The sequence below is a fragment of the Actinoallomurus purpureus genome, assembly GCF_024055795.1.
Lineage (GTDB): Bacteria > Actinomycetota > Actinomycetes > Streptosporangiales > Streptosporangiaceae > Actinoallomurus > Actinoallomurus purpureus.
In genome coordinates this window covers 98,055-121,489 of record NZ_JAMXMY010000006.1, presented here as the reverse complement: position 1 = coordinate 121,489, position 23,435 = coordinate 98,055, and the positions used below count along the sequence as shown (strand labels likewise).

General features: G+C 69.7%; 27 protein-coding genes. 13 read left to right on the top strand and 14 right to left on the bottom strand.

Annotation, left to right across the window (positions count from 1 at the left end; genetic code table 11):
- Positions 1 to 13: 13 nt before the first annotated feature.
- On the bottom strand, positions 14 to 1,150 hold the full coding sequence (locus NE236_RS13640; RefSeq protein ID WP_252842310.1) for an alkene reductase: 1,137 nt from the start codon (positions 1,148 to 1,150) through the stop codon (positions 14 to 16).
- Between the two features lie 88 nt (positions 1,151 to 1,238).
- Here NE236_RS13640 and NE236_RS13635 point away from each other — a divergent pair, with 88 nt between their 5' ends.
- From NE236_RS13635 to menC, 6 genes are all read left to right on the top strand, one after another.
- Entirely contained in the window at positions 1,239 to 2,135 is an 897-nt protein-coding gene (locus NE236_RS13635) for a LysR family transcriptional regulator (RefSeq protein ID WP_252842309.1), read from the top strand.
- An 82-nt stretch (positions 2,136 to 2,217) separates the two neighbouring features.
- Entirely contained in the window at positions 2,218 to 2,685 is a 468-nt protein-coding gene (locus NE236_RS13630; RefSeq protein ID WP_252842308.1) for a Zn-ribbon domain-containing OB-fold protein, read from the top strand.
- Entirely contained in the window at positions 2,682 to 3,878 is a 1,197-nt protein-coding gene (locus NE236_RS13625; RefSeq protein WP_252842307.1) for a lipid-transfer protein, read from the top strand. The genes NE236_RS13630 and NE236_RS13625 overlap by 4 nt, the downstream gene beginning before the upstream one ends.
- Before the next feature lie 228 nt (positions 3,879 to 4,106).
- Positions 4,107 to 5,204: an MCE family protein gene (locus NE236_RS13620; protein WP_252842306.1), complete on the top strand. Its 1,098-nt coding sequence runs from the start codon at positions 4,107 to 4,109 to the stop codon at positions 5,202 to 5,204.
- A 49-nt stretch (positions 5,205 to 5,253) separates the two neighbouring features.
- Entirely contained in the window at positions 5,254 to 6,018 is a 765-nt protein-coding gene (locus tag NE236_RS13615) for a GNAT family N-acetyltransferase (RefSeq protein ID WP_252842305.1), read from the top strand.
- Complete coding sequence (menC, locus tag NE236_RS13610) at positions 6,015 to 7,115, top strand: o-succinylbenzoate synthase (RefSeq protein ID WP_252842304.1); 1,101 nt, start codon at positions 6,015 to 6,017, stop codon at positions 7,113 to 7,115. The genes NE236_RS13615 and menC overlap by 4 nt, the downstream gene beginning before the upstream one ends.
- A gap of 22 nt (positions 7,116 to 7,137) precedes the next feature.
- Here menC and NE236_RS13605 read toward each other — a convergent pair whose 3' ends face one another.
- The gene (locus NE236_RS13605; RefSeq protein ID WP_252842303.1) at positions 7,138 to 7,674 is read right to left on the bottom strand and encodes a cysteine dioxygenase family protein; all 537 of its coding nucleotides are present in this window, start codon (positions 7,672 to 7,674) and stop codon (positions 7,138 to 7,140) included.
- 101 nt (positions 7,675 to 7,775) lie between these two features.
- Between NE236_RS13605 and NE236_RS13600 the strand changes: the two genes are divergently transcribed.
- Entirely contained in the window at positions 7,776 to 8,666 is an 891-nt protein-coding gene (locus tag NE236_RS13600; RefSeq protein WP_252842302.1) for a LysR family transcriptional regulator, read from the top strand.
- A 54-nt stretch (positions 8,667 to 8,720) separates the two neighbouring features.
- Here the strand turns inward: NE236_RS13600 and NE236_RS45050 are convergent, their stop codons facing one another.
- A complete protein-coding gene (locus NE236_RS45050) occupies positions 8,721 to 8,828 on the bottom strand; it encodes a DUF397 domain-containing protein (RefSeq protein ID WP_372494336.1) in 108 nt (35 codons plus the stop codon).
- On the opposite strand from NE236_RS45050, the gene NE236_RS13595 reads away from it, so the two are divergent.
- Positions 8,817 to 9,230, top strand: coding sequence for an ATP-binding protein (locus NE236_RS13595; protein WP_252842301.1), 414 nt, complete (start codon positions 8,817 to 8,819; stop codon positions 9,228 to 9,230). The genes NE236_RS45050 and NE236_RS13595 overlap by 12 nt on opposite strands.
- Positions 9,231 to 9,317: 87 nt before the next feature.
- Here NE236_RS13595 and NE236_RS13590 read toward each other — a convergent pair whose 3' ends face one another.
- Entirely contained in the window at positions 9,318 to 9,791 is a 474-nt protein-coding gene (locus tag NE236_RS13590; protein ID WP_252842300.1) for a MarR family winged helix-turn-helix transcriptional regulator, read from the bottom strand.
- 183 nt (positions 9,792 to 9,974) lie between these two features.
- On the opposite strand from NE236_RS13590, the gene NE236_RS13585 reads away from it, so the two are divergent.
- Positions 9,975 to 10,220 (top strand): DUF1905 domain-containing protein, encoded by a 246-nt coding sequence (locus NE236_RS13585; RefSeq protein WP_252842299.1) that lies wholly within the window; start codon positions 9,975 to 9,977, stop codon positions 10,218 to 10,220.
- Here NE236_RS13585 and NE236_RS13580 read toward each other — a convergent pair.
- The 3 genes from NE236_RS13580 to NE236_RS13570 all read right to left on the bottom strand — a co-directional run bounded on the left by NE236_RS13580 (position 10,187) and on the right by NE236_RS13570 (position 11,898).
- Positions 10,187 to 10,555 carry a VOC family protein gene (locus NE236_RS13580; protein ID WP_252842298.1) on the bottom strand — a complete coding sequence of 123 codons (369 nt, stop codon included), beginning with the start codon at positions 10,553 to 10,555 and terminating at the stop codon, positions 10,187 to 10,189. The two genes, NE236_RS13585 and NE236_RS13580, sit on opposite strands and share 34 nt — an antisense overlap.
- Positions 10,552 to 10,977, bottom strand: coding sequence for a nuclear transport factor 2 family protein (locus NE236_RS13575; protein ID WP_252842297.1), 426 nt, complete (start codon positions 10,975 to 10,977; stop codon positions 10,552 to 10,554). Before NE236_RS13575 ends, NE236_RS13580 begins: the two co-directional genes overlap by 4 nt.
- A 75-nt stretch (positions 10,978 to 11,052) precedes the next feature.
- On the bottom strand, positions 11,053 to 11,898 hold the full coding sequence (locus NE236_RS13570) for an NAD(P)H-binding protein (protein WP_252842296.1): 846 nt from the start codon (positions 11,896 to 11,898) through the stop codon (positions 11,053 to 11,055).
- 169 nt (positions 11,899 to 12,067) lie between these two features.
- Between NE236_RS13570 and NE236_RS13565 the strand changes: the two genes are divergently transcribed.
- Complete coding sequence (locus NE236_RS13565; RefSeq protein WP_252842295.1) at positions 12,068 to 12,493, top strand: MarR family winged helix-turn-helix transcriptional regulator; 426 nt, start codon at positions 12,068 to 12,070, stop codon at positions 12,491 to 12,493.
- Positions 12,494 to 12,927: 434 nt separating this feature from the next.
- Here NE236_RS13565 and NE236_RS13560 read toward each other — a convergent pair whose 3' ends face one another.
- Genes NE236_RS13560 through NE236_RS13535 form a run of 6 tightly spaced genes read right to left on the bottom strand, consistent with a single transcriptional unit; the run spans position 12,928 to position 19,913 of the window.
- Entirely contained in the window at positions 12,928 to 13,503 is a 576-nt protein-coding gene (locus NE236_RS13560) for a Uma2 family endonuclease (RefSeq protein WP_252842294.1), read from the bottom strand.
- Positions 13,500 to 15,137, bottom strand: a complete 1,638-nt coding sequence (locus tag NE236_RS13555) for an acyl-CoA synthetase (protein ID WP_252842293.1) — start codon at positions 15,135 to 15,137, stop codon at positions 13,500 to 13,502. The genes NE236_RS13560 and NE236_RS13555 overlap by 4 nt, the downstream gene beginning before the upstream one ends.
- Positions 15,138 to 15,178: 41 nt before the next feature.
- The gene (locus NE236_RS13550) at positions 15,179 to 16,336 is read right to left on the bottom strand and encodes a thiolase family protein (RefSeq protein ID WP_252842292.1); all 1,158 of its coding nucleotides are present in this window, start codon (positions 16,334 to 16,336) and stop codon (positions 15,179 to 15,181) included.
- A gap of 3 nt (positions 16,337 to 16,339) precedes the next feature.
- Positions 16,340 to 17,365 carry a thiolase family protein gene (locus NE236_RS13545; protein ID WP_252842291.1) on the bottom strand — a complete coding sequence of 342 codons (1,026 nt, stop codon included), beginning with the start codon at positions 17,363 to 17,365 and terminating at the stop codon, positions 16,340 to 16,342.
- Entirely contained in the window at positions 17,362 to 18,306 is a 945-nt protein-coding gene (locus NE236_RS13540; RefSeq protein WP_252842290.1) for a Zn-ribbon domain-containing OB-fold protein, read from the bottom strand. The genes NE236_RS13545 and NE236_RS13540 overlap by 4 nt, the downstream gene beginning before the upstream one ends.
- Positions 18,307 to 18,335: 29 nt before the next feature.
- The gene (locus tag NE236_RS13535) at positions 18,336 to 19,913 is read right to left on the bottom strand and encodes an acyl-CoA synthetase (RefSeq protein ID WP_252842289.1); all 1,578 of its coding nucleotides are present in this window, start codon (positions 19,911 to 19,913) and stop codon (positions 18,336 to 18,338) included.
- A 174-nt stretch (positions 19,914 to 20,087) separates the two neighbouring features.
- Here NE236_RS13535 and NE236_RS13530 point away from each other — a divergent pair, with 174 nt between their 5' ends.
- Complete coding sequence (locus NE236_RS13530; protein WP_252842288.1) at positions 20,088 to 20,900, top strand: crotonase/enoyl-CoA hydratase family protein; 813 nt, start codon at positions 20,088 to 20,090, stop codon at positions 20,898 to 20,900.
- A gap of 211 nt (positions 20,901 to 21,111) precedes the next feature.
- Here the strand turns inward: NE236_RS13530 and NE236_RS13525 are convergent, their stop codons facing one another.
- Positions 21,112 to 21,681, bottom strand: a complete 570-nt coding sequence (locus tag NE236_RS13525; protein WP_252842287.1) for a hypothetical protein — start codon at positions 21,679 to 21,681, stop codon at positions 21,112 to 21,114.
- Positions 21,682 to 21,878: 197 nt separating this feature from the next.
- Between NE236_RS13525 and NE236_RS13520 the strand changes: the two genes are divergently transcribed.
- Positions 21,879 to 22,265 (top strand): hypothetical protein, encoded by a 387-nt coding sequence (locus tag NE236_RS13520; RefSeq protein WP_252842286.1) that lies wholly within the window; start codon positions 21,879 to 21,881, stop codon positions 22,263 to 22,265.
- 97 nt (positions 22,266 to 22,362) lie between these two features.
- Positions 22,363 to 23,376, top strand: coding sequence for an adenosine deaminase (gene add / locus NE236_RS13515; protein WP_252842285.1), 1,014 nt, complete (start codon positions 22,363 to 22,365; stop codon positions 23,374 to 23,376).
- The last annotated feature ends 59 nt before the right edge of the window (positions 23,377 to 23,435 follow it).

Genomic DNA, 23,435 nt, shown 5'->3' with positions numbered 1-23,435 from the left:
GGCGCGGCCGGTGTCAGACCGTGGCCGGCTCGGGCGCCTCGACCTGGCCGGGGGCGGTGGCCAGCGTCGGATAGTCGGTGTATCCGGCCTCTCCTCCGACATACATCAGGTTGTCCCGTACGGGGTTGAGCGGTGCACCCCGGCGGAATCGGTGGACCAGGTCCGGGTTGGCCAGGAAGGCGCGGCCGAGGGCGATCAGGTCGGCTCCGGCGGCCAGCAGCCGCTCGCCCTCGTGGCGCCCGCCGCCGGCGGGCAACGGCCCGGGCCACGGCAGAGTGGGGTTGGCGATCAGGGCGCCCGGCCAGTTCCGGCGGATGTCGTGGAAGAGGGCCTGGCCGGGATCTGCGAAGACGACGTGCAGGTAGGCGATGCCGGTGCCGGCCAGCGCGTCGATCAGTGTCGGGTAGATCTGATCGGTGTCGCCCTCATCGATGCCGTTGACGGTGACGCCCGGCGAGATGCGCAGGCCCACGCGCTCCGGGCCGATCGCGTCGGCCACGGCCTGGACCACCTCGACGGTGAGGCGGATGCGGTTGCCCACCGGGCCGCCGTACGCGTCGGTGCGATGGTTGGTGCCCTGCGCCGTGAACTGGTGCAACAGGTAGCCGTTGGCGCCATGGACCTCCACACCCGCGAAGCCCGCCTCGACGGCGTTGCGTGCGGCGGCGGCGAAGTCGGCCACGGTGGAACGGATCTCGTCGCGGGTCATCTCCCGCGGCACCACCGAGGGTTGGTGCCCGCCGGGCGTGTGGATCGTGTCCGGAAGCGCGACGGGAGACGGCGCGACCGGCGTTAGGCCGCTGTTGTCGGGGTGGCCGATCCGGCCGCCGTGCTGCAGCTGCAGGAACATCCGCCCGCCGGCGGCGCGGACGGCGTCGGTGACGCGGCGCCAGCCGGTGACGTGCGCGTCGTCGTAGATGGCGGGGATGTTCGGGTAGGTCTGCCCGACCGCGTTCGGAGTGGACGCCTCAGCGATGATCAGCCCGGCCGACACGCGCTGGGCGTAGTAGGTCGCCATGATCGGCTGGGGAACACCGTCCGCTCCGGCGCGCGTACGGGTCATCGGCGCCATCACCAGACGGTTCGGCAGCCGGAGAGGTCCGATGGTGGCGGGTTCGAACAGACGCGAGGAGATGGGTTCGTCGGTCATGGGCCTCAGGATCGACCACCTCGGCGACCTGGAACAATGCCATAATTTTCCATGATTCATCACCTGGGCTAATCGATGAGGGGATCGGGTGGAGCGGCACGAGATGGAGATCTTCCTGACCCTCGCCGAGGAGCTGCACTTCGGCCGTACCGCCGAGCGCCTCGGCATCTCCCAGGGGCGGGTCAGCCAGACCATCAAGAGGCTGGAGCGCCGCTTCGGCGTGCTGCTGTTCGAGCGGACCAGCCGGCGCGTGACGCTCACTCCGGCCGGCCGGCGCTTCCGCGACGATCTCCTTCCCGCCCACCGGCAGATCCAGCAGGCGATCGCCCGGGTGATCGCGGCCGGACGGGGCATCACCGGCACGCTGCGCGTCGGCTACTCCTCGCAGATGGCGGGCGATGTCGTCCTCCGGGCGGCGGAGAAGTTCCAGGCGGGCCATCCCGACTGCCAGGTAGAGATCCGGGAGGTCCAGCTAGGCGACCCCTACGGACGGCTGCGCGCCGGCGACCTGGACCTGCAGCTGACCGAGTTCCCGGTCGACGAGCCGGACATCACCGTCGGCCCGGTCGTCCTCTCCGAACCGCGGGCGCTCCTCGTCCCGGTCGGCCATCCGCTCGCCGGCCGGGAGTCGGTGTCGCTCGAGGACTACGCGGACACGACTCTGATCGCGGTGACCGGTGCCGTCCCCCAACTCTGGCTCGACCACCACTACCCGCGCACCACCCCCTCGGGCCGGAGTGTCCCCCACGGCCCTACGGCACCCCACTTCCAGGAGGTGCTCGCGCTCGTCGCCGCCGGAAGGGGCGTCTCACCGGTCAGCCTTGTGGCGGCCGCCTACTACTCCCGTCCCGGAATCGTCTACGTCCCCTTCCATGACGCTCCGCCGATCGAGTACGGGCTCATGTGGCCGGCGACCGGCGAGACCGCCCGCGTCCGCGCCTTCGTCCAGGCCGTCCGTGATGCCGCCGGCCGGGGCGCCGAGTAGCCCTCTCGCACTGCCGCCCTTCCACTGGGAGTAGAACACGTTATAGATTTGAGCGGGCGCTTGGTCAACTAGGAGGTCGCCGGTGGCGCAGAACCGACCCGGGGACGAACCCGCGACGGCCAAAGCCGGTCCGGGGCCGGTCAGCGTGGTCGACGGCTGGTTCACCGTCGACCCGCCGCGGCTGACCGGGACCCGCTGCACCGCCTGCGGGACCGTCTACTTCCCGCCACAGACCCTGACGTGCCGCAATCCCGCCTGCGACGGCGACGAGCTGGTCACGACCCCGTTGTCCGACCGCGGCCGGATCTGGTCGTACGCCGACGCGCGCTACCGGCCCCCGCCGCCGTACGTCTCGGGCGAGGACTTCGAGCCGTACGCCATCGCCGCCGTCGAGCTGGCGGCCGAGCGCATCGTCGTCCTGGGCCAGGTGGTACGCGGCGTGGGCATCGACGACCTGGCCGTCGGCATGGAGGTCGAGCTCGTCGTCGAGGAGCTCGATCCCGGTCACCTCGTCTGGAAGTGGCGCCCGGTGAGCGAGGAGGGCGAATGAACACCGGCGGAGAGGTCGCCGTCCTCGGCGCGGGCATGCACCCGTGGGGCAAGTGGGGGCGGAACTTCGTGGAGTACGGCCTGGCGGCGGCGCGCGACGCGCTGAAGGACGCCGGGCTCGCCTGGACGGACATCGACTACGTCGCGGGCGCCGACACGATCCGCAACGGCTACCCGGGGTTCATCGCGGGGGCGACGTTCGCCCAGGCGCTGGGCTGGTCGGGCGCGCGCGTGTCGAGCTGCTACGCGGCGTGCGCCTCGGGCGCGCAGGCGATGAGCACGGCGCGGGCCCAGATCCTCGCGGGTCTCGTGGACGTCGCGCTGGTGGTCGGCGCCGACGCCGCCCCCAAGGGGTTCTTCGCCCCCGTCGGCGGCGACCGGCCCGACGACCCGGACTGGCTGCGGTTCCGGGTGCTGGGCGCGACCAATCCGGTGTACTTCGCGCTGTACGCGCGGCGGCGCATGGCGACCTACGGCGCCACCCGGGACGACTTCACCGCCGTGAAGATCAAGAACGCCCGCCACGGCCGGCACAACCCGTACGCGCGGTACCGGAAGGAGGTCACGGCGGCCGACGTCGCCGGGTCGCCGGTGGTCGCCGATCCGCTGCGGCTGCTGGACATCTGCGCCACCAGCGACGGGGGCGCCGCGGTCGTCCTGTCCAGCGTCGAGTACGCGAGGAGGCGCGGCCACCGGGCTCCCGTGCGCATCGGCGCGATCGCGACGGCCACTCCGACCTTCCCGAACACCGCCCTCGAACTGCCGAACTTCGCGACCGACTCCAGCGTGGCGGTCGATCCGCCCGAGCGGCCGTTCCGGGCGGCGAACGCGGCGGCGGCGTACGAGGAGGCGGGGCTGGGACCGGAGGATCTGTCACTCGCCGAGGTGTACGACCTGTCCACGGCGCTGGAGCTGGACTGGTACGAGGACATCGGCCTGTGCAAGCCCGGTGAGGCGGAGGGGCTGCTGCGCGACGGCGTGACCGCGCTCGGCGGCCGGATTCCGGTGAACCCGAGCGGCGGGCTGGCCTGTTTCGGTGAGGCGATCCCCGCGCAGGCGATCGCCCAGGTCTGCGAGCTGACCTGGCAGCTGCGCGGGCAGGCGGGAAAACGCCAGGTGGAGGGGGCACGAGCGGGCATCGCCGTGAACCAGGGTCTGTTCGGGCACGGATCGGCGATCATCGCCCGAACGTGAGTTACGTCACTCGGCGCCGCTAGTAAGGCATTGCTGACCTGGGCGGACGCGGCGTTGTGCGCAGGTATGCGGTGGATCGAGCACAGTGGGTTCTTGTCGGCCACGCTACGCGTCAGTACCTTTCACTGACGCGCCAGGGTTCTCTGCCCGTCACACGCGTTCCCGCGTGGACGCCGGGCCCTGACCGCGCGCCCAGTCCGCCGAGATTCGACGCGAGGTGCCGCGCTGATGCGTCCATTCCGGGAGCGCAACCCGCTGCCGATCGGCATCGCCGGCCTGGCGACCGCCGGCCTGGCCACACTGCTCGCGTTCAACCTGCAGCACTTCGCCGGTGGCACGACGTACTCCGCGGCGTTCAGCGAGGCGGCCGGGCTGAAGCCCGGGGAAGAGGTCCGGATCGCCGGCGTGAAGGTCGGCAAGGTCAGCAGCGTCGACCTCGACGGCGACCATGTGAAGGTGAAGTTCACCGCCAGCGCGCACTTCGGGACGCAGACCCGGGCACAGATCAAGATCAAGACGCTGCTCGGCTCCCACTTCCTCTCCCTCGACCCGAAGGGTCCCGGGCGGCAGCCGACGGACCACGAGATCCCGCTCTCGCGCACCACGGCACCGTACGAGGTGGTTCCCGCCCTCCAGGACGCGAGCGCGCAACTCGGTCAGATCGACACCAAGCAGCTGGCCAAGGCGATGGACACCCTGACGCAGACCATGGAGGGCTCCCCGGAGAACGTCCGGCGGACCCTTGCGGGCCTGCAGAAGATCTCCCGGGCGGTGTCCTCCCGCGATGACGAGCTGAACCAGCTCCTGAAGCACTCCAGCAATGTCACCTCACTGCTGGCCTCCCGCAGCGGCGACCTCGCCGTGCTGGTCCAGAACGGCGGCCTGCTGCTGCAGGAGATCAACGACCGGCGGACGGTGATCGACCAGCTGCTGACCGGCACCGTCTCTCTGTCCCAGCAGATCACCGCGACGATCAACGAGAACCAGGCGACCCTCGGCCCCACGCTGCAGAACCTGCACCGGGTCGTACAGATCCTGCAGCGGAACCAGGGCAACCTGGAGAAGGCCCTGCAGGCGATGGGCCCGTTCGGGAACGAGACCGCCGACCTGACCGGCAGCGGCCGGTGGTTCGACGTCTACATCCAGAACCTCATTCCCCTGCCCGTCTCCATCGCGCCGCCGAGCACGCGGAACGACGCCGCACAGCCGACCACGAAGCGGCGGACCGGGAAGGGAACGTCCGGCGGTACGCCGAAGGGCACCAAGACCCCCGCCCCGTCTCCGTCCACGTCCAAGACCGGGAACCCGCTGCCGGTCATCCCCTGACCCGGACCCCGGTGCGCCCACGGTATCGATGAGACGTCACGATCGGTATATGGACGTACGCGAGCTGACGGCCGCGACGGAGCTCTTCACCGCTTCGGCGCTGCTCGCCGAGATCTGGCGGCCGACCGACCCGATGCCGTACGAGATGCTGCAGGTGACCCGCCACATCGGCGGCTACGTGTCCGGGGCCTTCGACGGCAACACCATGATCGGCGCATGCGCGGCCTTCCCGACGGCGGACGGCGGTCTGCACTCCCACGTCACCGGCGTCGCCGTCCAGGGCCGGGGCGTCGGGTTCGCGATCAAGGTGCACCAGCGCGAGTGGGCGCTGGCCCGGGGCGTCAGGACGATCAGTTGGACCTTCGACCCGCTGGCTCGGCGCAACGCCCACTTCAACCTGGCCAAACTGGCGGCCCACGCCGTTAGGTACCTCGAGGACTTCTACGGTGAGATGCCCGACGAGCTGAACATGGGCGATCCCAGTGACCGTCTCCTCGTGACCTGGCCGCTCGACAGCCCGGAGGTGACGGCGGCCGTCGCGGGCACCCCGGTGACGCCGGAGCCCGGCGAGGACACCGCGATCACGCTGGACGAGGACTCGATGGGCCGCCCCGAGCGACACGACCCGGCCGGCGCCCTCACGGTGGCGGTCGGAACGCCCGCCGACATCACCACCATGCGGGCCTGCTACCCGGACGCCGCCCGGGAGTGGCGTCAGGCCCAGCGCGACGCGCTGGGCGGCGCGCTCGCCGCCGGTTATCGTGTCACCGGCTTCACCCTCACCGGTTACTACCTCCTGGAGGGCCCTCGATGAAGCTCGCCGGAGTGGAGTTGCGGCGGATCCGCATGCCTCTGGTGGCGCCGTTCCGCACGTCCTTCGGGACGGACGTCGACCGAGAGGTCCTGCTCGTCCGGGTGTTCGGCGACGAGGCGGAGGGCTGGGGCGAGTGCGTCGCGTCCGCCGACCCCCTTTACTCCGCCGAGTACGTGAACGGGGCCGAGCAGGTCATCCGGGACTTCCTGCTCCCCCGGCTGCCTGATGACGTCACCGCCCGCGGACTCGGTGCGGCATTCGCCCCGGTGCGGGGGCACCCGATGGCGAAGGCCGCCGTGGAGATGGCGGTGCTGGACGCCGAGCTGCGCGCCTCGGGGATGTCGTACGCGGCGTACCTGGGGGCGACGCGGACGCGTGTGCCGGCCGGGGTGTCCGTCGGGATCATGGACTCGATCCCCGAACTGCTGGACGCCGTGGACGCCTACCTGCGGCAGGGGTACGCCCGGATCAAGCTGAAGATCGAACCAGGGTGGGACCTCGAACCGGTACGGGCGGTGCGGGAAAGGTTCGGGGACGTCCCGCTGCAGGTCGACGCCAATACCGCCTACACGCGGACGGACCTGCGGCACCTCGCGGCGCTGGACCCCTTCGACCTGCTGCTGATCGAACAGCCGCTTCCGGAGGAGGACCTGCTCGGGCACGCGCACCTCGCGGAGGCCCTGACGACACCGATCTGCCTCGACGAGTCGATCGTCTCCGCACGGTCCGCGGCCGACGCCATCACGCTGGGCGCCTGCTCGATCGTCAACGTGAAGGCCGGCCGCGTCGGCGGCTACCTGGAGGCCCGGCGGATCCACGATGTGTGCGCGGCGCACGGCGTTCCCGTCTGGTGCGGCGGAATGCTCGAGACCGGGCTGGGCCGCGCCGCCAACCTGGCGTTCGCGGCCCTGCCGGGGTGCACGCTGCCGGGCGACGTCTCCGCGTCGAACCGGTACTACACGCGCGACGTGACCGAGCCGTTCCTGCTGGAGGACGGGCTGATGCGCGTCCCGGACGGCCCGGGCCTCGGCGTCGAGCCGCTCCCCGACGTCCTCGAAGAACTGACCGAATCGACCGATGTCGTGCGGCTCACCTGACAGGGATCACCGGCGCCCCGCGTCAGTCTCGTACGGGCAGGTCGTAACAGCGCCGCACGCTGGAGTCGACGCGGGAGATGTCCGTGCCGTAGATGTGCAGGGAGATCGCGGTGCCGTCGCCCGAGTTCCGCACCCGGTGGATGTCACCGGGCGGCGCGAAGCCGCTGACCTCGCCGACGTGGTTGTCGTTGACACCCACCTGGACGAGGTGGTCGCCGCGCTCGACGTACAGCTCCTCGTGCTCCACGCCCTGCAGCACGCCGAAGACGCACCAGGTGACGTGGTCGTGGATCGGCGTGACCTGTCCGGGCCGCCACACGAGCCCCACCAGGGAGAACATGCCGCCGGGCTCGACGTAGAGCGTGTGGCTGACGTACCGGTCAGGGTCACCGATCCGCTCCTCGGCGGTCAGCATGTCCGGAGTGGGCATGTGCCGACGCAGCTCGGCCGCGACGCGCCTCGCGGTCTCCCGCCAGTCCGCCCGCAGGTCGACGACGGAGCGCACTCCCGTCACCAGATCGTCCAGACCAGGGCGTACGGTCCCGAGCACGAGTGTCATGGCCAACCTCCTTCGTCCCCTCCAGAGTGCCGGGCGGGTCACTCATCGGTCCAATGCCAATCGTCGACATGTCTCATAGAAGACATCGATATATTGGCCTCATGCTGGACGTATCCCGCCTTCGCGTGCTCGTCGCGGTCGCCCGTACGGGCTCGGTGACGGCCGCCGCGAAGGAGCTGCACTACTCGCAGCCGTCGGTCAGTCATCACCTCGCCCGGCTGGAGGCCGAGACCGGCGCCAAGCTCGTGCAGCGCGCCGGGCGCGGCATCCGCCTCACCGACGCGGGCCGCACGCTCGCCGAGCGAGGCGCGGAGATCCTCGGCCGGCTCGACGCTGCCGAGAACGAGCTGTCTGCCCACCTCGGGCTCACCCAGGGCCGGGTACGCCTGGCCGCCTTCCCATCGGCGCTGGGCACGTTCGTGCCCCGGGCCGCGTCACTCCTGGCGGAGCGCCATCCCGGCCTGCGCGTGAGCCTCACCGAGGCCGAGCCGCCCGAGGCCGTCCGCATGCTCCGCGCGGGCTACGTCGACGTGGCGGTGATCTTCCGGTACGACCCCGGCGCCGAGGAGGACGACATCCGCACCCGGCGGCTGCTGGACGAGCCGAGCCACCTGGTCACGGCGGAGGAGGCCGGGCCCGACCTGGCGGCGTACGCGGACGCGGAATGGATCGCCGGCTGCGACCGCTGCCGCCGCCACCTGCTGGAAATGTGCGAGCAGGCCGGGTTCAGCCCACGAGTCTCCTTCATCACGGACGACTTCGTCGCCGTCCAGGCACTCGTCGCGGCCGGCCTCGGCGTGACAGCGCTGCCGGCACTGGCGCTGGAGGCAGCCCGCAACCCGGCCGTACGCACCATCGCGCTGCCAGGCTCGACCCGATACGTCCTTGCCGCGACGTACGGCGAGCCACCCGAGCCTCCTGCCACCACCGCCCTCCTCGACGCGCTGACCGAGAGCACCGGCGTGGGCGTTCAGCCCTCGGCGGGCGGCTGACTCACCCGGCGGTCCGTAGGACCAGGAGAAGCTGCGGACCGGGAACAGGAACGCCTATTTGTGCGTCGGCGGCACGCTCGCTACTTCGACACAGGCCCCTTGATTGGCACTCCGGCTGCTCTTCACCCAGGTCGGCGAGTTCTTCTGCTCGTGAATAGGCATGTCGCCAAGGCCCGCAGCTTCGCCAGTACGGCGGTGTTCGGATACCCGTTCGACGCCTACGAAGTCGCCCTGATCGTCAGCGAGCTCGTTACCAACGCCATCCGCACCGCCACTGCCCTGCGCACCTGGCCGGACGACACCTATCCGATCGGAATCGAACTGCTGGCCACCACCCGCTACGTGCACCTGGCCGTCACCGACCCCGATCACCGGCCCATGCCCGCACCTGACCAGGGCGGCCTGCTGGCCGAGCACGGCCGCGGACTGACCATCGTTGATCAGCACGCCGCCGACCGATGGGTCACCTACGCCGAGCACGGCAAGACCGTCCACGTCGTCATCCCCTCGCCCGGGATCACCCTCACCACCGCGGAACTCGCCGCACGCCGGCCCCGGACATGAGCCGACGGGTGACCGGCGGACTCGCGCCGAGGGTTTTCGGTCCTCTGGCACCGATGATCCTCGACGATCATCACCAGCGATGGGTGGTCAGTCGAGCCGTTTCACGCGCTCGATGACCTCGGGGGATATCTCGTTGTTGCGGGTGACGTAGGCGATCATGGTCCGCAGGTCGTCGTCGCCGAAGTCCGCCATGATCTTCTCGTAGAGCTCCGCCACGGGCATGAACCTGCGGCCGAGCTCCACGATCGGGCCGTCCTCGAGCACCTCGATGATGACCCGGCGGCGGTCCTTGTCGTCCCGGCGGCGCCGCACCATCCCGGCCTTCTCCAGCCGGTCGATCACGGCGGTGATCGCACCACCCGTGGTGAGGAACATCGCGTCGGCGATCTGCCCCGGCGTCATCGGGCCGCGCAGCTGCAGCAGGTTGATGCACTGCATGTCGGTGACGTTGATGCCGGACCGGCTGGCGATCGCGTTGTGCAGCAGCACCGTCCACATGGTGCTCACCCGGGCCTGGTGACTCAGCTCCGCGATGAGCTCCGCGCGCTCGGACGACGCCATCGACCCCCACCTTCGGACGATTCGGGAAACGCTCTGAAGACGAGCTTCTCCGGCCATCGTATCCATCACCCGTCAAGGAGATTCCCCAGCGCGCGTCTCAGTCCAGGAAGGTCGCCTGGGGTTCTCGCGATGAACCCGTGGGCGCGCCCAGGGACTGTCGGACCCCAGCGTCACGATGAACTCGTGGTGGTCGTTTTCGATGCCGAGCTGTGGATATGGGATGCCCGGCGCGCCGACACTTGGACCTTCGTGAGCCTGCCTACCGAGGCTTCCGAGGAGATCCGTGACCTGGCCGGCGGAGCCCGTCGCGGCTTCGGTTCGCTGCGGGTGCGGGTCACGGTCGGCGGGAGCACCTGGAAGACCTCGATCTTCCCGGACAGTACTGTGGGCGGGGGTCAGCCGGCGCGCGTCAGGATCTCCATGTTGTGACCGTTGGGGTCGTTGAAGTACACCCCGCGCCCATTCCAGCGATGGTCGATCTCTCCCGGCTCGGCGTGGCCGGGGTCGGCATAGTAGGTGACCCCGGCGTCCTGGACACGCGCGAAGGCCGCGTCGAACTCCTCGTCGCTGACCAGGAAAGCGCAGTGGTGCGAGTGGATGTCCTTGCAGTTCATGTAGTCGAGGGTCACGCCGTTGCTGACCGTGATGGGGACGAACGGGCCCGCCGGTTCGCCGATCGGCACGCCGAGGATGTCGGCGAGGAACGTCGCGGACGCGTGCTTGTCGTGGGCCGGGATGATGATGTGGTCGAGTTCGATACTCATCCTGCTGTTCCTTCCGAGGACGCGTGCTGTGTCGCAAATGGCGGTGGCCCGCCAATCGGGCTGAGATGGACTCCGGCAAGAAGCCAGTCCTCCCCGCGCCGGACGGCCACGTGCGTGCCGCGCAGCCGGGCGTCGGCGCGGTTGCCCTGGTATTCGGCCCGCTGGGTGTGGCATCCGATGGCGACCGCCGCGTCGCCGTAGGCGCGCACCTCGATCTCATCCCACACCAGGGAATGAGTGACCAGCGCGCCAGTGCGGTAACGGTCGAGCCATGCCTGCTTGTGCAACACGAAGCCGAGGGGTCCGACGAGCGTGAAGTCGTCGGTCGATAGTGCGCCGAGTGCTTCGACATCACCGCGCTGCTCCGCCTCGGCCCAGCGGCTTCCCAGTTCGCGGATGCGGTGGTCGGTGGTGTGTTCCATCTTGGTCTCCCTGCTGTGGTCAATTGCTCCACTGCGGACAGCCGGCGCCACCGTGGACGGTGAGCGCCATTGTGGTTAGTCGGCGCCGAGAAACGCGGCAGCGTGTTCGCGAGCCCAGGCGTCGAAGGTGACCGGAGATCGGCCGAGCACCTGCTCGACGGTTGGCAGGACCTCCGCCCCTTCACCGCCGGTCAGAACGCGGGCGACGACCGCCTCGACCACGGGCTCGGACATCCCGGACCGGAGCAATCTGGCCTTGGCCTCGTCGATCGTCGGTTCGACCAACCGCAACGGCCGGCCCAGCGTCGTGGCGAGGATGCGCAGCTCGTCGGCGGGCGTCAGCACCTCGGGTCCCGACAGCTGGTACGCGACGTTGCGGTGATCATCGGTGGTCAGCGCCGCCGCGGCGATGGCGGCGATGTCCGCCGGGTCGATCGGCGCGGCCGGTCGGTCCGCGAACGGGATGTGCACGGTGCCGCCCCGTCGGATCATCGGTGCCCAGTACAGCGCGTTGGACATAAACCGCCCAGGGCGCAGCAACGTCCAGTCCAGGCCGCTGTCCATCACGGCCGCCTCGGCCTCGCGGTGCCAGATGTCGAGGACGTCGGCGCCTCGGACGCCGTACACCGAAAGCTTCACGATGTGCCGGACACCGGCCCGCCGTGCGGCGCGAACGAGCCGCAGGTCGTGGGTCGGCTGTGCGGCGCTACCGACAGCTTGGGCGGACATGAGAAACGCTCGCTCGGCGCCGTCGAATGCCCTGTCCAGGCTGGCCGGGTCGTCGCTGTCGCCAAAGACCACGTCGACGCCGGACGGTGCGGCCAACTCTTTGGGGCGCCGGGTCATGGCCCGCACCGGCTGGTGCGCGGCAGCCAATTGGGCGATCAGTTCGCCGCCGACATGCCCGGTAGCCCCGGTCACGATGATCATGGTGATCCCCCTTGGGCCTTCGTGCTCATGAATGAGGTGCGCACCGCAGTCCGAGCCAAACGTTAGTTATCTAACGGTCACATGTCAAACCCTTAGATCTCTACTGATCTGCTATGCTCGGCCCATGCCGCGTCCGACTGGCCCACCGATCGGCCTGACCTTGGCCCGCACCGCCAAGAGCGTGAGTCGAGCATTCGACGATGCGCTCGCCGCCGCGGGTGGCTCGCTGCCGGTGTGGCTGATCATGATCTCGTTGAAGACGCGGAGCCTGGGCAACCAGCGCGAGTTGGCCGATGCCATCGGCATCCGTGGCGCCACGCTCACCCACCACCTCAACGCGATGGAGGCCGACGGCCTGGTCACCCGACAGCGTGATCCTGCAAACCGCCGGATCCATCAGGTCGCGCTCACCCAGCGCGGTGAGACCCTGTTCGGCCGGCTCGCCGCCGCAGCGACCGAGCACGACCGGCGATTGCACGCCGACCTCAGCAAGGAGGACATCGCCACGCTCGAACGGCTCCTCCACCGCCTGCAAAGCAACGTCGGCAGCGAAGTACCCGAAGCGACGGCCGGATCCGACGCGTGAAGACGCGATTCAACATCCCTGGGGAAACGAACCGCCTACCAAGGCAGAAGTGATCAGGCTCCCATGCTGTCACCCATCGGGCGCTAACCGAAGAACCTCATCGGCAGATGAGTATGTATAGGGCCGATCTGATCCGCAGACTCGTGGTATCGGGCTGGCGTCCGCTGGTCCGGTGTTCCACTGCTGCACTTCCGCCAGTGTCCCCGTGTGAGTCCCCGCACGAGCCTGCCGCAGCATCTCTTTGGCCTGCAGCAGGTCTCCGCCCAACTCGGCACGCAACACCATCATCAGCACGATGGAACTCGCCGACGAGTCAACGAGCTGAAGTCGCGCCGGACCGTGCTCGGCCAGGCAGCCGACTGCGCAGGCGGCTCGCCTAATTGGACGTGGCCATCGTATTCAGCGCCCGTCAAGAAGATCCCGGAGCGCGCGCCTCAGTCGAGAAAGATCGCGGTGTCCAGCGCAAAGTCCACCGGCTCGGGGATGTGCAGCTTCTCCCCCATCGTGACCTCGGTCTTCTCGGTGTACGCGCCGTTTTTGAGCCGACTGAAGACCGTGACGGTCGGCGGGTCGCACACCGGGTCGACCAGCAGCATGATCGGCACACGGCCCCGGGCGTAGATACGGGGCTTCTTCTCCCGGTCGTCCGCGACGCTCGCCGGGGAAACGATCTCCCCGGCCATGACGAGGCCGTCGGTGAAGACCTCCCGTTCGCCCCAGCGCGGCGCGTCCTTGGGAGCCATCACGAAGTCCGGCTCGAACGGCTCCCTCGTGCCGGGCAGGCACACGTCGAGCCCGGGATACACCCGCCAGCCCCGCTCCCGTGCCAGCGGCGCCAGCGCCTCCAGCAGTCCGGCGGTCATCCACCGCTCCTCAGGGGTGCCCCTCGGGCCGATGATGAGCCGTCCGTCGATGATCTCCGCCCGCCACGTGCCGAGATGGGGGACCAAGCGCTCGTAGAGATCGCGTAGTGGCTCGGTCGGCCGCTGCACAGGCGATCGCTCTGTCATGAGCCAGGCGTATCACGGTGGATACCCAGCGCGACGGAGTTGTACGTGCGGGCTGCGGCGTGTTCGGCGATCTGTTTGGCCCAGCGGTAGTCGGCCTTGCCGGCGGGTGAGCGCTGCATCTCCTCGACGAAGGCGTACGTGCGCGGCACCTTGTAGCCCGACAGGACGCCGCGGCAGTGGGCGTCCAGTTCCTCGGGGGACGGGGCCGTGCCGTACGGCTGGACGACGGCGGCGACGCGGCTGCCGAACCTCTCGTCGGGAATGCCCGTGACGAGCGCGTCGAAGACGGCGGGGTGCCGCTTCAGCACCGCCTCGACCTCCTCGGGGTAGACCTTCTCCCCGCCGGTGTTGATGCACTGGGAGCCCCGGCCGAAGATGGCGATGGTGCCGTCCGCCTCCACGGTGGCGATGTCACCGGTCAGCAGCCAGCGCACCCCGTCCACCTCGACGAACGTCTTCGCCGTCTTGACCGGGTCGCTGTAGTAGCCGAAGGCGATGTGCCCGCTCTTGGCGACCTGGCCGATCACCCCGGACCCGGGCTGGACCTCCTTGAGCGCGTCGTCCAGCACCCGCAGCCGCGCGTTGTTCGGCCGGTACCGCATCCCCGACTCCGGGGAGGAGCCGTCCACGCCCGACGCGGTGAAGCCCGACTCCGAGGATCCGAAGTTGTCGAGGATCGCGACGTTCGGCAGTTGCTCCTGCAGGCGGTCCCGGACCGCGCCGGACAGGATCGCGCCGGTCGAGCTGAGCACGGCCAGCGAGCTCAGGTCGTACAATCCTGCGGCGATGGCGTCGGCGAGGGGCCGGGCCATCGCGTCGCCGGTGATGTTGATGGTGAAGACCTTCTCCGCCCCGATGGCCCGCAGCACCTCGGCCGCGTCGAACCGGCGGGTGTAGACGATCGTCGCGCCCATCCACCAGCCGATGAAGGTGGCCATCTGCGCGGCGCCGTGCATGAGCGGCGCGGCGGGCATCATCACCAGCGGCCCGGAGGCCCGCGCGGTCTCGATCACCGCCTCGGGCGTCTCGAGCGGGTCGCCGTACGGGTTGCCGCCGCCGAACGCCATGAACAGGTCCGCGCACCGCCACATGACGCCCTTGGGCATGCCGGTCGTGCCGCCGGTGTAGATGATGTAGACGTCCTCGCCGGACCGCTTGTCGAACCCGCGCGTCGCCGGGCTGCCCGCCAGCGCGTCGGGGTAGGCGACCGCGTGCGGGGACGTGCCGCCGACGACGATCCGGTGCGCCAGCTCCGGCACCCGGGCCGCGGCGGCGGTCACACGGTCCTCGAACTCCGCGTCGTACACCAGCGCCACGAGGTCGGCGTCGTCGTAGAGGTACTCCAGCTCGGCCTCGACGTACCGGTAGTTGACGTTGACCGGCACGGCGCGGATCTTCAACGCCGCGAGCAGGGCCGTCACGTACTCCAACCCGTTGTACAGCTGGATCCCGACGTGCCGCCCGGCCTCCACGCCCGCGTCCCGCAGGTGGTGGGCCAGCCGGTTCGCCTCGGCGTCCAGGTCGGCGTACGTCCGCCGCTCCGTGCCGCGGGCCGAGTCGAAGACGACCACGGCGGTCCGCTCCCCGATCGCGTCCGCCAGTTCTTCGAACAGGTCGGCGTGGTTGAACTCCATCGGAACCTCCGGGGCCCGGGGTCCGGCCCGGGCCGGCAGTCTCAGGGTTTTTCGGAGCCGACGACCCACATGGCGTAGAACTGCGCGCCGCCGCCGTACGCGTGACCGAGGGCCTTGCGCGCTCCCTCGACCTGGTGTTCGCCGGCCAGCCCGCGCACCTGCAGGGCCGCCTCGGCGAAACGGATGAGCCCGGACGCGCCGATCGGGTTGGACGACAGCACGCCGCCCGAGGCGTTCCAGGGGATGTCACCGTCGAGTGCGGTGGCGCCGCTCTCGGTGAGCTTCCAGCCCTCGCCATCACCGCAGAAGCCGAGGTTCTCCAGCCACATCGGCTCGTACCAGGAGAAGGGGACGTACGTCTCGGCGCAGTCCAGCTCCCGGCGCGGATCGGTGATGCCCGCCTGCCGGTACACGTCGGCGGCGCAGTCCTTGCCCGCCTGCGGGTTCACCGTGTCGCGTCCGGCGAAGAAGATCGGCTCCGAGCGCATGGCGGTGCCGTGCACCCAGGCCGGCGGGTTCGGGGCGCGGCGGGCGGCGTCCTCCGACGCCAGCACCATCGCGGCGGCACCGTCGCTGGACGGGCAGGTCTCCAGGTAGCGGATCGGCTCCCACAGCATCGGCGTCATCTCGACCATCTCCCGCGAGATGCCGGCGATGCGCAGGTGGGCGTACGGGTTCTTCAGCGCGTTCTGCCGGTCCTTGACCGCGACGAGCGTGCCGATGTGGTCAGGCGCGCCGGTGCGCCGCATGTACGCGCGGATGTGCGGGGCGAAGTAGCCGCCCGCGCCCACGACGATCGTCGGCGACAGCGGCGGGTGCGTGGACAGCGCCCACGTCGCGTTCGACTCGGACTGCTTCTCCCACGCCACGACGAGCACGCGGTCGTGCACGCCGCCCTGGACGAGGCTCGCCGCGACGTTGGCCGTCGACCCGCCGACCGACCCGGCGGTGTGCACCCGCATCATCGGCTTGCCCCGCGCGCCCAGCGCGTCCGCGAGGTACGCCTCCGGCATCATCACGCCCTCGAACAGGTCGGGGGCCTTGCCGATGACGACCGCGTCGATGTCCCTGAACGTCAGCCCGGCGTCCTCGAGGGCGCGCAGGGCCGCTTCGCGGACGAGCCCCGCGATGGAGACGTCGGTGCGCTTGGTGCGGTACTCGGTCTGCCCGACACCGATCACCGCGCAGGGGTTCCCCATGGTTCAGGCCTCCAGGACGCAGACGAGGTTGTGCTGCAGGCAGGGCCCGGACGACGCGTGCCCGAGCGTGCGGCGTGCCCGGCCGCGGTGGATCCACGACGCCGCCTCGCCGATGCGGATCAGGCCGGTGGCCATCACCGGGTTGGCGGCGAGCGGCCCGCCGGACGGATTGACGGGGACGTCGTCAGGCAGGCCGATCGCCGCCCGCAGGATCAGCTCCTCGTGGCTGAACTGCGCGTGCAGCTCGGCCACCTCGACGTCGCGCGCGCCCGCCTTCTCGGCCGCCAGCGCGGCCGACTCCGACCGGCTCAGGTCGCGGGCGCCGAGGGAGTGCGCCTCGATCCGGTGGTCGATGCCGCGGATCCAGGCCGGGTTGGCACAAAGCTCGCGGGCGCGGTCCCCGGCGGCCAGCACGACCGCCGCCGCCCCGTCGGTGATCGGCGCGCAGTCGTACGGGCGCAGCGGCGCGACCTCATAGCCCTCATCGCCCGGATCGGGCAGGTCCAGGGCGTACGGGTTGTCGCGCCCGGCGGCACGGGACCGGGCGGCCACGGCGCGCAGATCGTCCTCCTTGTGCCCGGCGTCGAGGAACGCGCGGGCCTGCAGGGCGGCGAGGGACACCTGGTCGGGGCCGAGCGGCGCCAGGTAGTACGGGTCGAGTTGCAAGGTCATGATCTCCCGCAGCGACCCCTGGGAGGACTTGCCGAACCCGTACACCAGCGCGGTGTCGACGTCGCCGTGCTGGAGGCGCACCCACGCCTCGTACAGTGCCCAGGCGCCGTCCATCTCGACGTGGCTCTCGGAGATCGGCGGCCAGGCCCCGACCGTGTCCAGGGCGGACACGAACGAGAACGGCGCCCCGGCGAGGTAGTCCAGCGACCCCGAGCAGGTGAACCCGAAGCGGTTCAGCCCGGTGGTCTGCTTGATCTCGGAGATGACCGGCGCGAGCAGCTCCACCTCGGTCAGCCCGGCATCCTCGCCCGTGTGCTTCGTCTGCGCGAACGCGACGACCGCGACATCCGTCGTCATAGATAATCCTTGATCGAGTCGAAGGGGACGTCGGGTTCGCCGGTGGGCTCGAACCACTTGACGTTCTCCATGGTCCGGCCCCACTCCTCGCGCGGCCTCCAGGCGGCCCTGACGCGCATGCCCATCCGCACCTGGTCGGCGGGGACGCCTGCCACCAGCGCGAGCAGGGCGATGTCGGACCCGTCCAGCAGGATGTACGCCGAGACGAACGGCACCTCGGGGGCGCGCGGGTCCGGGATGTTGTTCACCGCGAACGTCGTGACCGTGCCGGTGTCGGGGACCTCCACCTCCTCGGTGGTCGGCACGCCGTCGACCGGACACAGCCCCCTCATCGGCACGTAGACCTTGCCGCACACGTCGCAGCGGTGGCCGAGGAAGCGGCCCTCGGATACGCCGGTGAGGAACCTCGTGAGCGCCCGGCCCGCGTTCAGGCGGTACTCCGCCCGGCTCGGTGCCGTGATCATCGTGATGTCGGGCCGGAAGGACTCGATGTCCTTGATCGAGCCGGTGCGCTCGGCGCGCCACTTCGGCCGGACCCGCATCCCCGTCCGCAGGGCCTTCGGTGGTTCGGCGCCGGGCTCGAACACCCCAACGTCGAGGGCGTGGAGGATGGCCGTGCCGGCGCCGTCGGGCCGGATCAGCGCCCAGGCGAACGGCCGGTCCAGGGGATGGACCGCGCGCGGACGCGACACCCACGACCAGGACGTCACCGTGCCGCCGGGACCGACCTCGACGTACTCGTCGGTGACCGCCTCGCCGTCGGGGTCGTACTCGGCGGGCGGGAAGAGCACCCCGCCGGAGGCCGTACGCACACCGACGAGACGCCCGTCGCGCAGTTCGGTGAGGAAACGGCCGATCACCGGGCCGACCGACCGGGTGTACCCGCCGGGGAACTCCAGGGCGTGGTCGGCGACCAGCGGCTCCCGGTCGTCAGCAGTCATTGTCGTGCTCCCCTCCTCACTCGCTCCGGTCAGATGGCATGGTCGCGGTCCTTCCAGTACGGGTCCCGCAGCTTGCGTTTGAGGAGCTTTCCGTTGGGCTCGCGGGGCATCCGCTCGATGAAGTCGAAGGACCTGGGCCACTTCATGCGGGCCAGCCGGCCGTCCAGGGTGGCGAGGATCTCCTCGGCCAGCTCCGGCCCCGGCGCCACGCCCTCGGCGGGCTCGACGACGGCCTTGATCTGCTCGCCCCACTCGTCGTCGGGGATGCCGAAGACGGCGACGTCGGCGACCTTGGGGTGGATGAGGATCTCGTTCTCGATCTCGGCGGGGTAGATGTTCGCCCCGCCGGAGATGATCATGTCGGCCTTGCGGTCGGACAGGAACAGGAAGCCGTCCTCGGTGAGGTAGCCGATGTCGCCGACGGTGAAGTGGTCCTTGAGCTGATTCGCCTTCGTCTTCTCGGGGTCGCCCTTGTACTCGAACGAGACGCCCGCCATCTTCATGTAGATCGTGCCGTGCGTGCCGGGCGGCACCTCGTTGCCGTCGTCGTCGACGATCAGCAGCTCACTGATCGGCCAGGCCTTGCCGACGGTGCCGGGGTGCTCGCGCCAGTTCTCGGGGCTCGCGACCGTGCCGCCGCCCTCGGTGGCCGCGTAGTACTCCCAGATGCAGTCGCCCCACCAGTCGAGCATCGCCTTCTTCAGCGGCACCGGGCAGGGCGCGGCGGCGTGGATCGCCCACCTCATCGAGGAGACGTCGTACCGCTTGCGCACGTCCTCCGGCAGCGACACGAGGCGCTTGAAGTGGGTCGGCACCATGTGCGTGTTCGTGATCCGGTATCGCTCGATGAGGCGGAGCGCCTCCTCGGCGTCCCACCGGTCCATGTAGACGAGCGTGTGGCCCATCTGCAGCGCCGACCCGCCGAACTGGGTGACCGCCGTGTGATAGTTCGGCGAGGTGACGAGGTGGGCGTTGGGCGGGCCCGGCGTGAAGCCGAAGAACGACAGCAGGAAGGTCATCAGCTCGGCGCTGTCATCGGGGTCGATCCCGGCCAGCCGGCGGCGCACGCCTTTGGGTCGTCCCGTGGTGCCCGACGTGTAGTGCATGGTCGCACCGTTCGTACGGTTCTCCGGGAGGGTGTCCGGCTGCCCGTCGACCAGTTCGTCGAAGCTCCGAAACCCCGGCACCTCGCCACGATGCCCATTCCGCGTCTCCGACACGAGCGAAAAGCGCCGCCGCGGGTCGAGGCCCGCCTCCTCGGCTCCCCGCGCGCCCTCGGCGGCGTAGCGCTCGTGCACGAAGAACGCCTTCGCCTCGCTGTCCGCGACGATGTAACCGATCTCGGGGCCGGTGAGGTGCCAGTTGACCGGCGTGTAGTACCAGCCGGCCTGCAACGCGGCGAGGTAGAAAATGAGGCCCTCGACGCCGTTGGGCACCAGGCCGCAGATGCCGTCGCCCGGCTCCAGCCCGAGGTCGCGCAGCCCGTGGACGACGCGGTTGCAGCGGGCGAGCAGGTCACCGGCGCGGTACTCCGTCCCGTCCGGGTCCACGGCCGCGATCCAGTCCGGATCGTTTCGCGCCAGCCGCCAAAAGCCCAACGAGCCCATCGGATTCTCCCTGTACGTCTCGGTACCGGTCGCACGGAGGTGTCCCGCCCGCAGTAGATCACGTTCTCGTTTTGTCGGGCAAGCCCTGTTGAAGTGCGACGCGCGTCACTAGAATCCGTTCTTGTTTTAGGTGTCGCGTGACCTCGTACGCGGCCGCGAGCAGGGAGGACGGCAATGGCGGAACGACTGCCCATCAGCACCCCGCACTGCACGGTCGAGCGCGACGGCCACGTCGTGATCGTGACCATGAACCGGCCCGAGGCCCGCAACGCCCTCAGCACCGACATGCTCGTCGGCATGGCCGACGCGTGGGCCTACGTCTCCGATACCCCGGACGTACGCGTCGGGATCCTCACCGGGGCCGACGGCCAGTTCTGCGCGGGCGCCGACCTCAAGGCCATGGGCCGCCCGTCGGAGGACGAGCGGGTACGGCAGCGCGCCGCCGAGATCGAGAACTTCCACTGGAAGGGCCTGCTACGGGACTCCCGGCCCAAGAAACCGCTGATCAGCGCGATCGAGGGGTACGCGGTGGCCGGCGGGACCGAACTGCTCGTCGGCACCGACCTCCGCGTCGTCGCCGAGGGCGCGACGCTGGGGCTGTACGAGGCCAAGCGCGGCCTGTTCCCCATGGGCGGCTGCGCCATCAGGCTCCCCCGCCAGATCCCGTACGCCTTCGCGATGGACATCCTGCTCACCGCCCGGTCCGTGACCCCGGACGAGGCCCTGCGGATGGGCTTGATCAACCGGATCGTCCCGGACGGCCAGGCCCTGAAGACCGCCCGTGAGATCGCCGACGAGATCGCCTCCTGCGGTCCTCTTGCCGTCCAGGCGATCCTGGAGACCTACCGCAGGACCGAGGGCCTACCTGAGGACGAGGCCCTGACGATCTCCGACGAACTCGGCTGGCCGGTCATCGGCTCGAACGACGCCAAGGAAGGCTCCCTCGCCTTCAAGGAGAAGCGCCCCGCCGTCTTCAAGGGCGAGTAGCCCGGCGCGCCCCCGCGACGCCGTCACTGCGCGCTTCGGAAGGCTTCACCCGGCTCTGGCCGTCCCACTTCGTCAGGCGTTTCGAGATTCCAGTTGACGCAGAGCCTCGAGGGAAGCACACTTAGTAGCAACGCCGCCGCTTCGCGAAGCGGGTCAGGAAGTGAGCCCGGGAAGTTCCCGCTGGACGGTGGGGTCCCGGGTTCGCGGCTTTTTATGCCTCCACCACGCAGACGGTGACCAGCGGCGCAATCTGGTCAAGGTAGGAACGATCCCCGCAGCGTGCGGCCACGACTGCACCCGCCACCAAGTCCGGAATCCAAAGAAGCGGTTCCCTGGGGCCAGATAGATGATCAACCCGAATGTCGGCGTGTATCTCCCGCCGCGATCGTAGCGCCTTGACGAGGTTAAGGTCATTACGGCTCTGCCTTGCCTCGCGCGCCTCGAAAATGATCTTGTGTGCACCCATCGCAGACAATTCGAAGAACAGACGCTCCATGCACTTACGCCGGCGACGCTCCGACGTCTCCCCGACTGCCCCGGTGCGCACGACAGCGAGATGGAGGACCTCAAGGGAGATCACCGTCTCGATAAGAATGCGACGCCGCTTGTCCGATTCGTGGTACCAGTGCACCTTATGCTCGCCAGGCAGCCTCAGGCATGCCATCACTTCCCGCACGCTCTCTCGGATATCTGACGCCATGATCGACGCTACGAGGATGTAGACGTCGGGGTCGAGTTTGCGGTTGGACTCGGACTCATCGACGAAAGCGCACCAGGACAACGCACCCTCCTACGCGCGAAACGCCTCTCTCCTTCCGCGGGTCGAGGGCGAACGAACCTTCGATTCGGCTGCTCAACATGCCAGGTCACATCGGTCGCCGCAGGCGATTACATAAAGTGACCGTTTAGTGGCTTTTTTCGGAGGGACAACCTGGGCAGAAGAAGCCCCCCGGGGGCCCTCTGGAGGAGGAAATACAGATGGCCACTCAGATATGGCGGCGGCGGCGCGAGCCGGCGGCCGAGGCGAGTTCGACGCAGGCGGCCGGCGACACCCGAGCCCGACGCTGGAACACCACACGGGTCCGGCGCTTCCAGCGGCACGACAGGCTGAGCGCGTTCGTGTGGCTCGTGGCGTGGACCGTCACGCTCGTCCTGCTGTTCGGCATCGCGCTGACGTGGGGCGGGGCCAACCCGCACAACCACATCGTCCACGGGCTACTGCGGGCCGGCACCTGGCTGGCGACCCCGTTCCACGACGTCTTCCGCAACGCCGACGCCCGCAGGGAGCTGACGGAGAACTGGCTGTTCGCCGCCGGCGTCTATCTCATCGCCGGCCGCGTCCTCGCCTGGCTGCTCCGCTGGTGACCGCGGCTGGAGCACGCTGAGCGGAAACTGACCAATCCGCGTCAGCTTCGACCGAAATCTCTGGCCTGGGCTGATCGGGCGCTGTTAGCTTCCGGCCATGACCGTTACAGATGACTTCATCAACGCGCTGCCCAAGGTCGAACTTCACGTTCATCTGGTCGGTTCGGCGTCCGTGCCCACGGTGCTGGAGCTCGCGCGTCGGCACACGGACCACCGTGTGCCGACGAACGAGGCGGACCTGCGGGAGTTCTTCGAGTTCCGCGACTTCCCGCACTTCGCCGAGGTCTACTTCGCGGTCAACGGTCTCGTACGGGAGCCGGAGGACGTCGCGACGCTGGTCACCGGCGTGGCTCGGGACCTGGCGGCGCAGAACGTCCGCTATGTGGAGCTGACCGTCACCCCGTACTCGCACGTGTCGGTCGGCATGACGATGCCGGCGGTGACCGAGGCGCTCGACCTGGCGGCGCGGGAGGTCGCCGACCGGATCGAGGTCGCGTACGTCTTCGACATCCCCGGTGAGTTCGGCGACGACGCGGCGCGCGCGACCGCCGACCACGCGCTGAACCACCCGCCGGAGAAGCTCGTCGGCTTCGGCATCGGCGGCATCGAGCAGGACCGCCTCGGGCATGAGCGGGCGATCCGCGACGCGTTCCGCGCGGCGGTGGACGCCGGTCTGCACAGCGTGCCGCACGCCGGGGAGATGACCGGGCCGGAGACGATCTGGGAGGCGATCCGCGAGCTGAAGGCGGAGCGGATCGGGCACGGCCTCAGCTGCCTGGACGACCCGGAGCTCGTCGCGTACCTGCGAGAGACGCAGCTCCCGCTCGAAGTCTGCCCGACTTCCAACGTGTGCACCAAACAGGTGCCGGACGTCGCCGCGCACCCGCTCCCCCGCATGCTCGCGGAGGGCCTGTACGTGACGTTGAACAGCGACGACCCGCCGATGTTCGGCACGACCCTGACCAACGAGTACCGGGTGGCGGCACGCGATCTGGGGCTCGGCCGGAAGGAGCTCGCCGACCTGGCCCGCAACGGCGTCCGTGCGTCCTTCTTGGGAGAGGGCCGCAAGCGGGCGATCCTCGCCGAGATCGACGCCGTCCAGTCGGCCTGAGCCGAGTTCCCCGGAGCGCGGCGTCTGCCGTGCATCGGCGGCCGAGCGGAAGGCTCGGT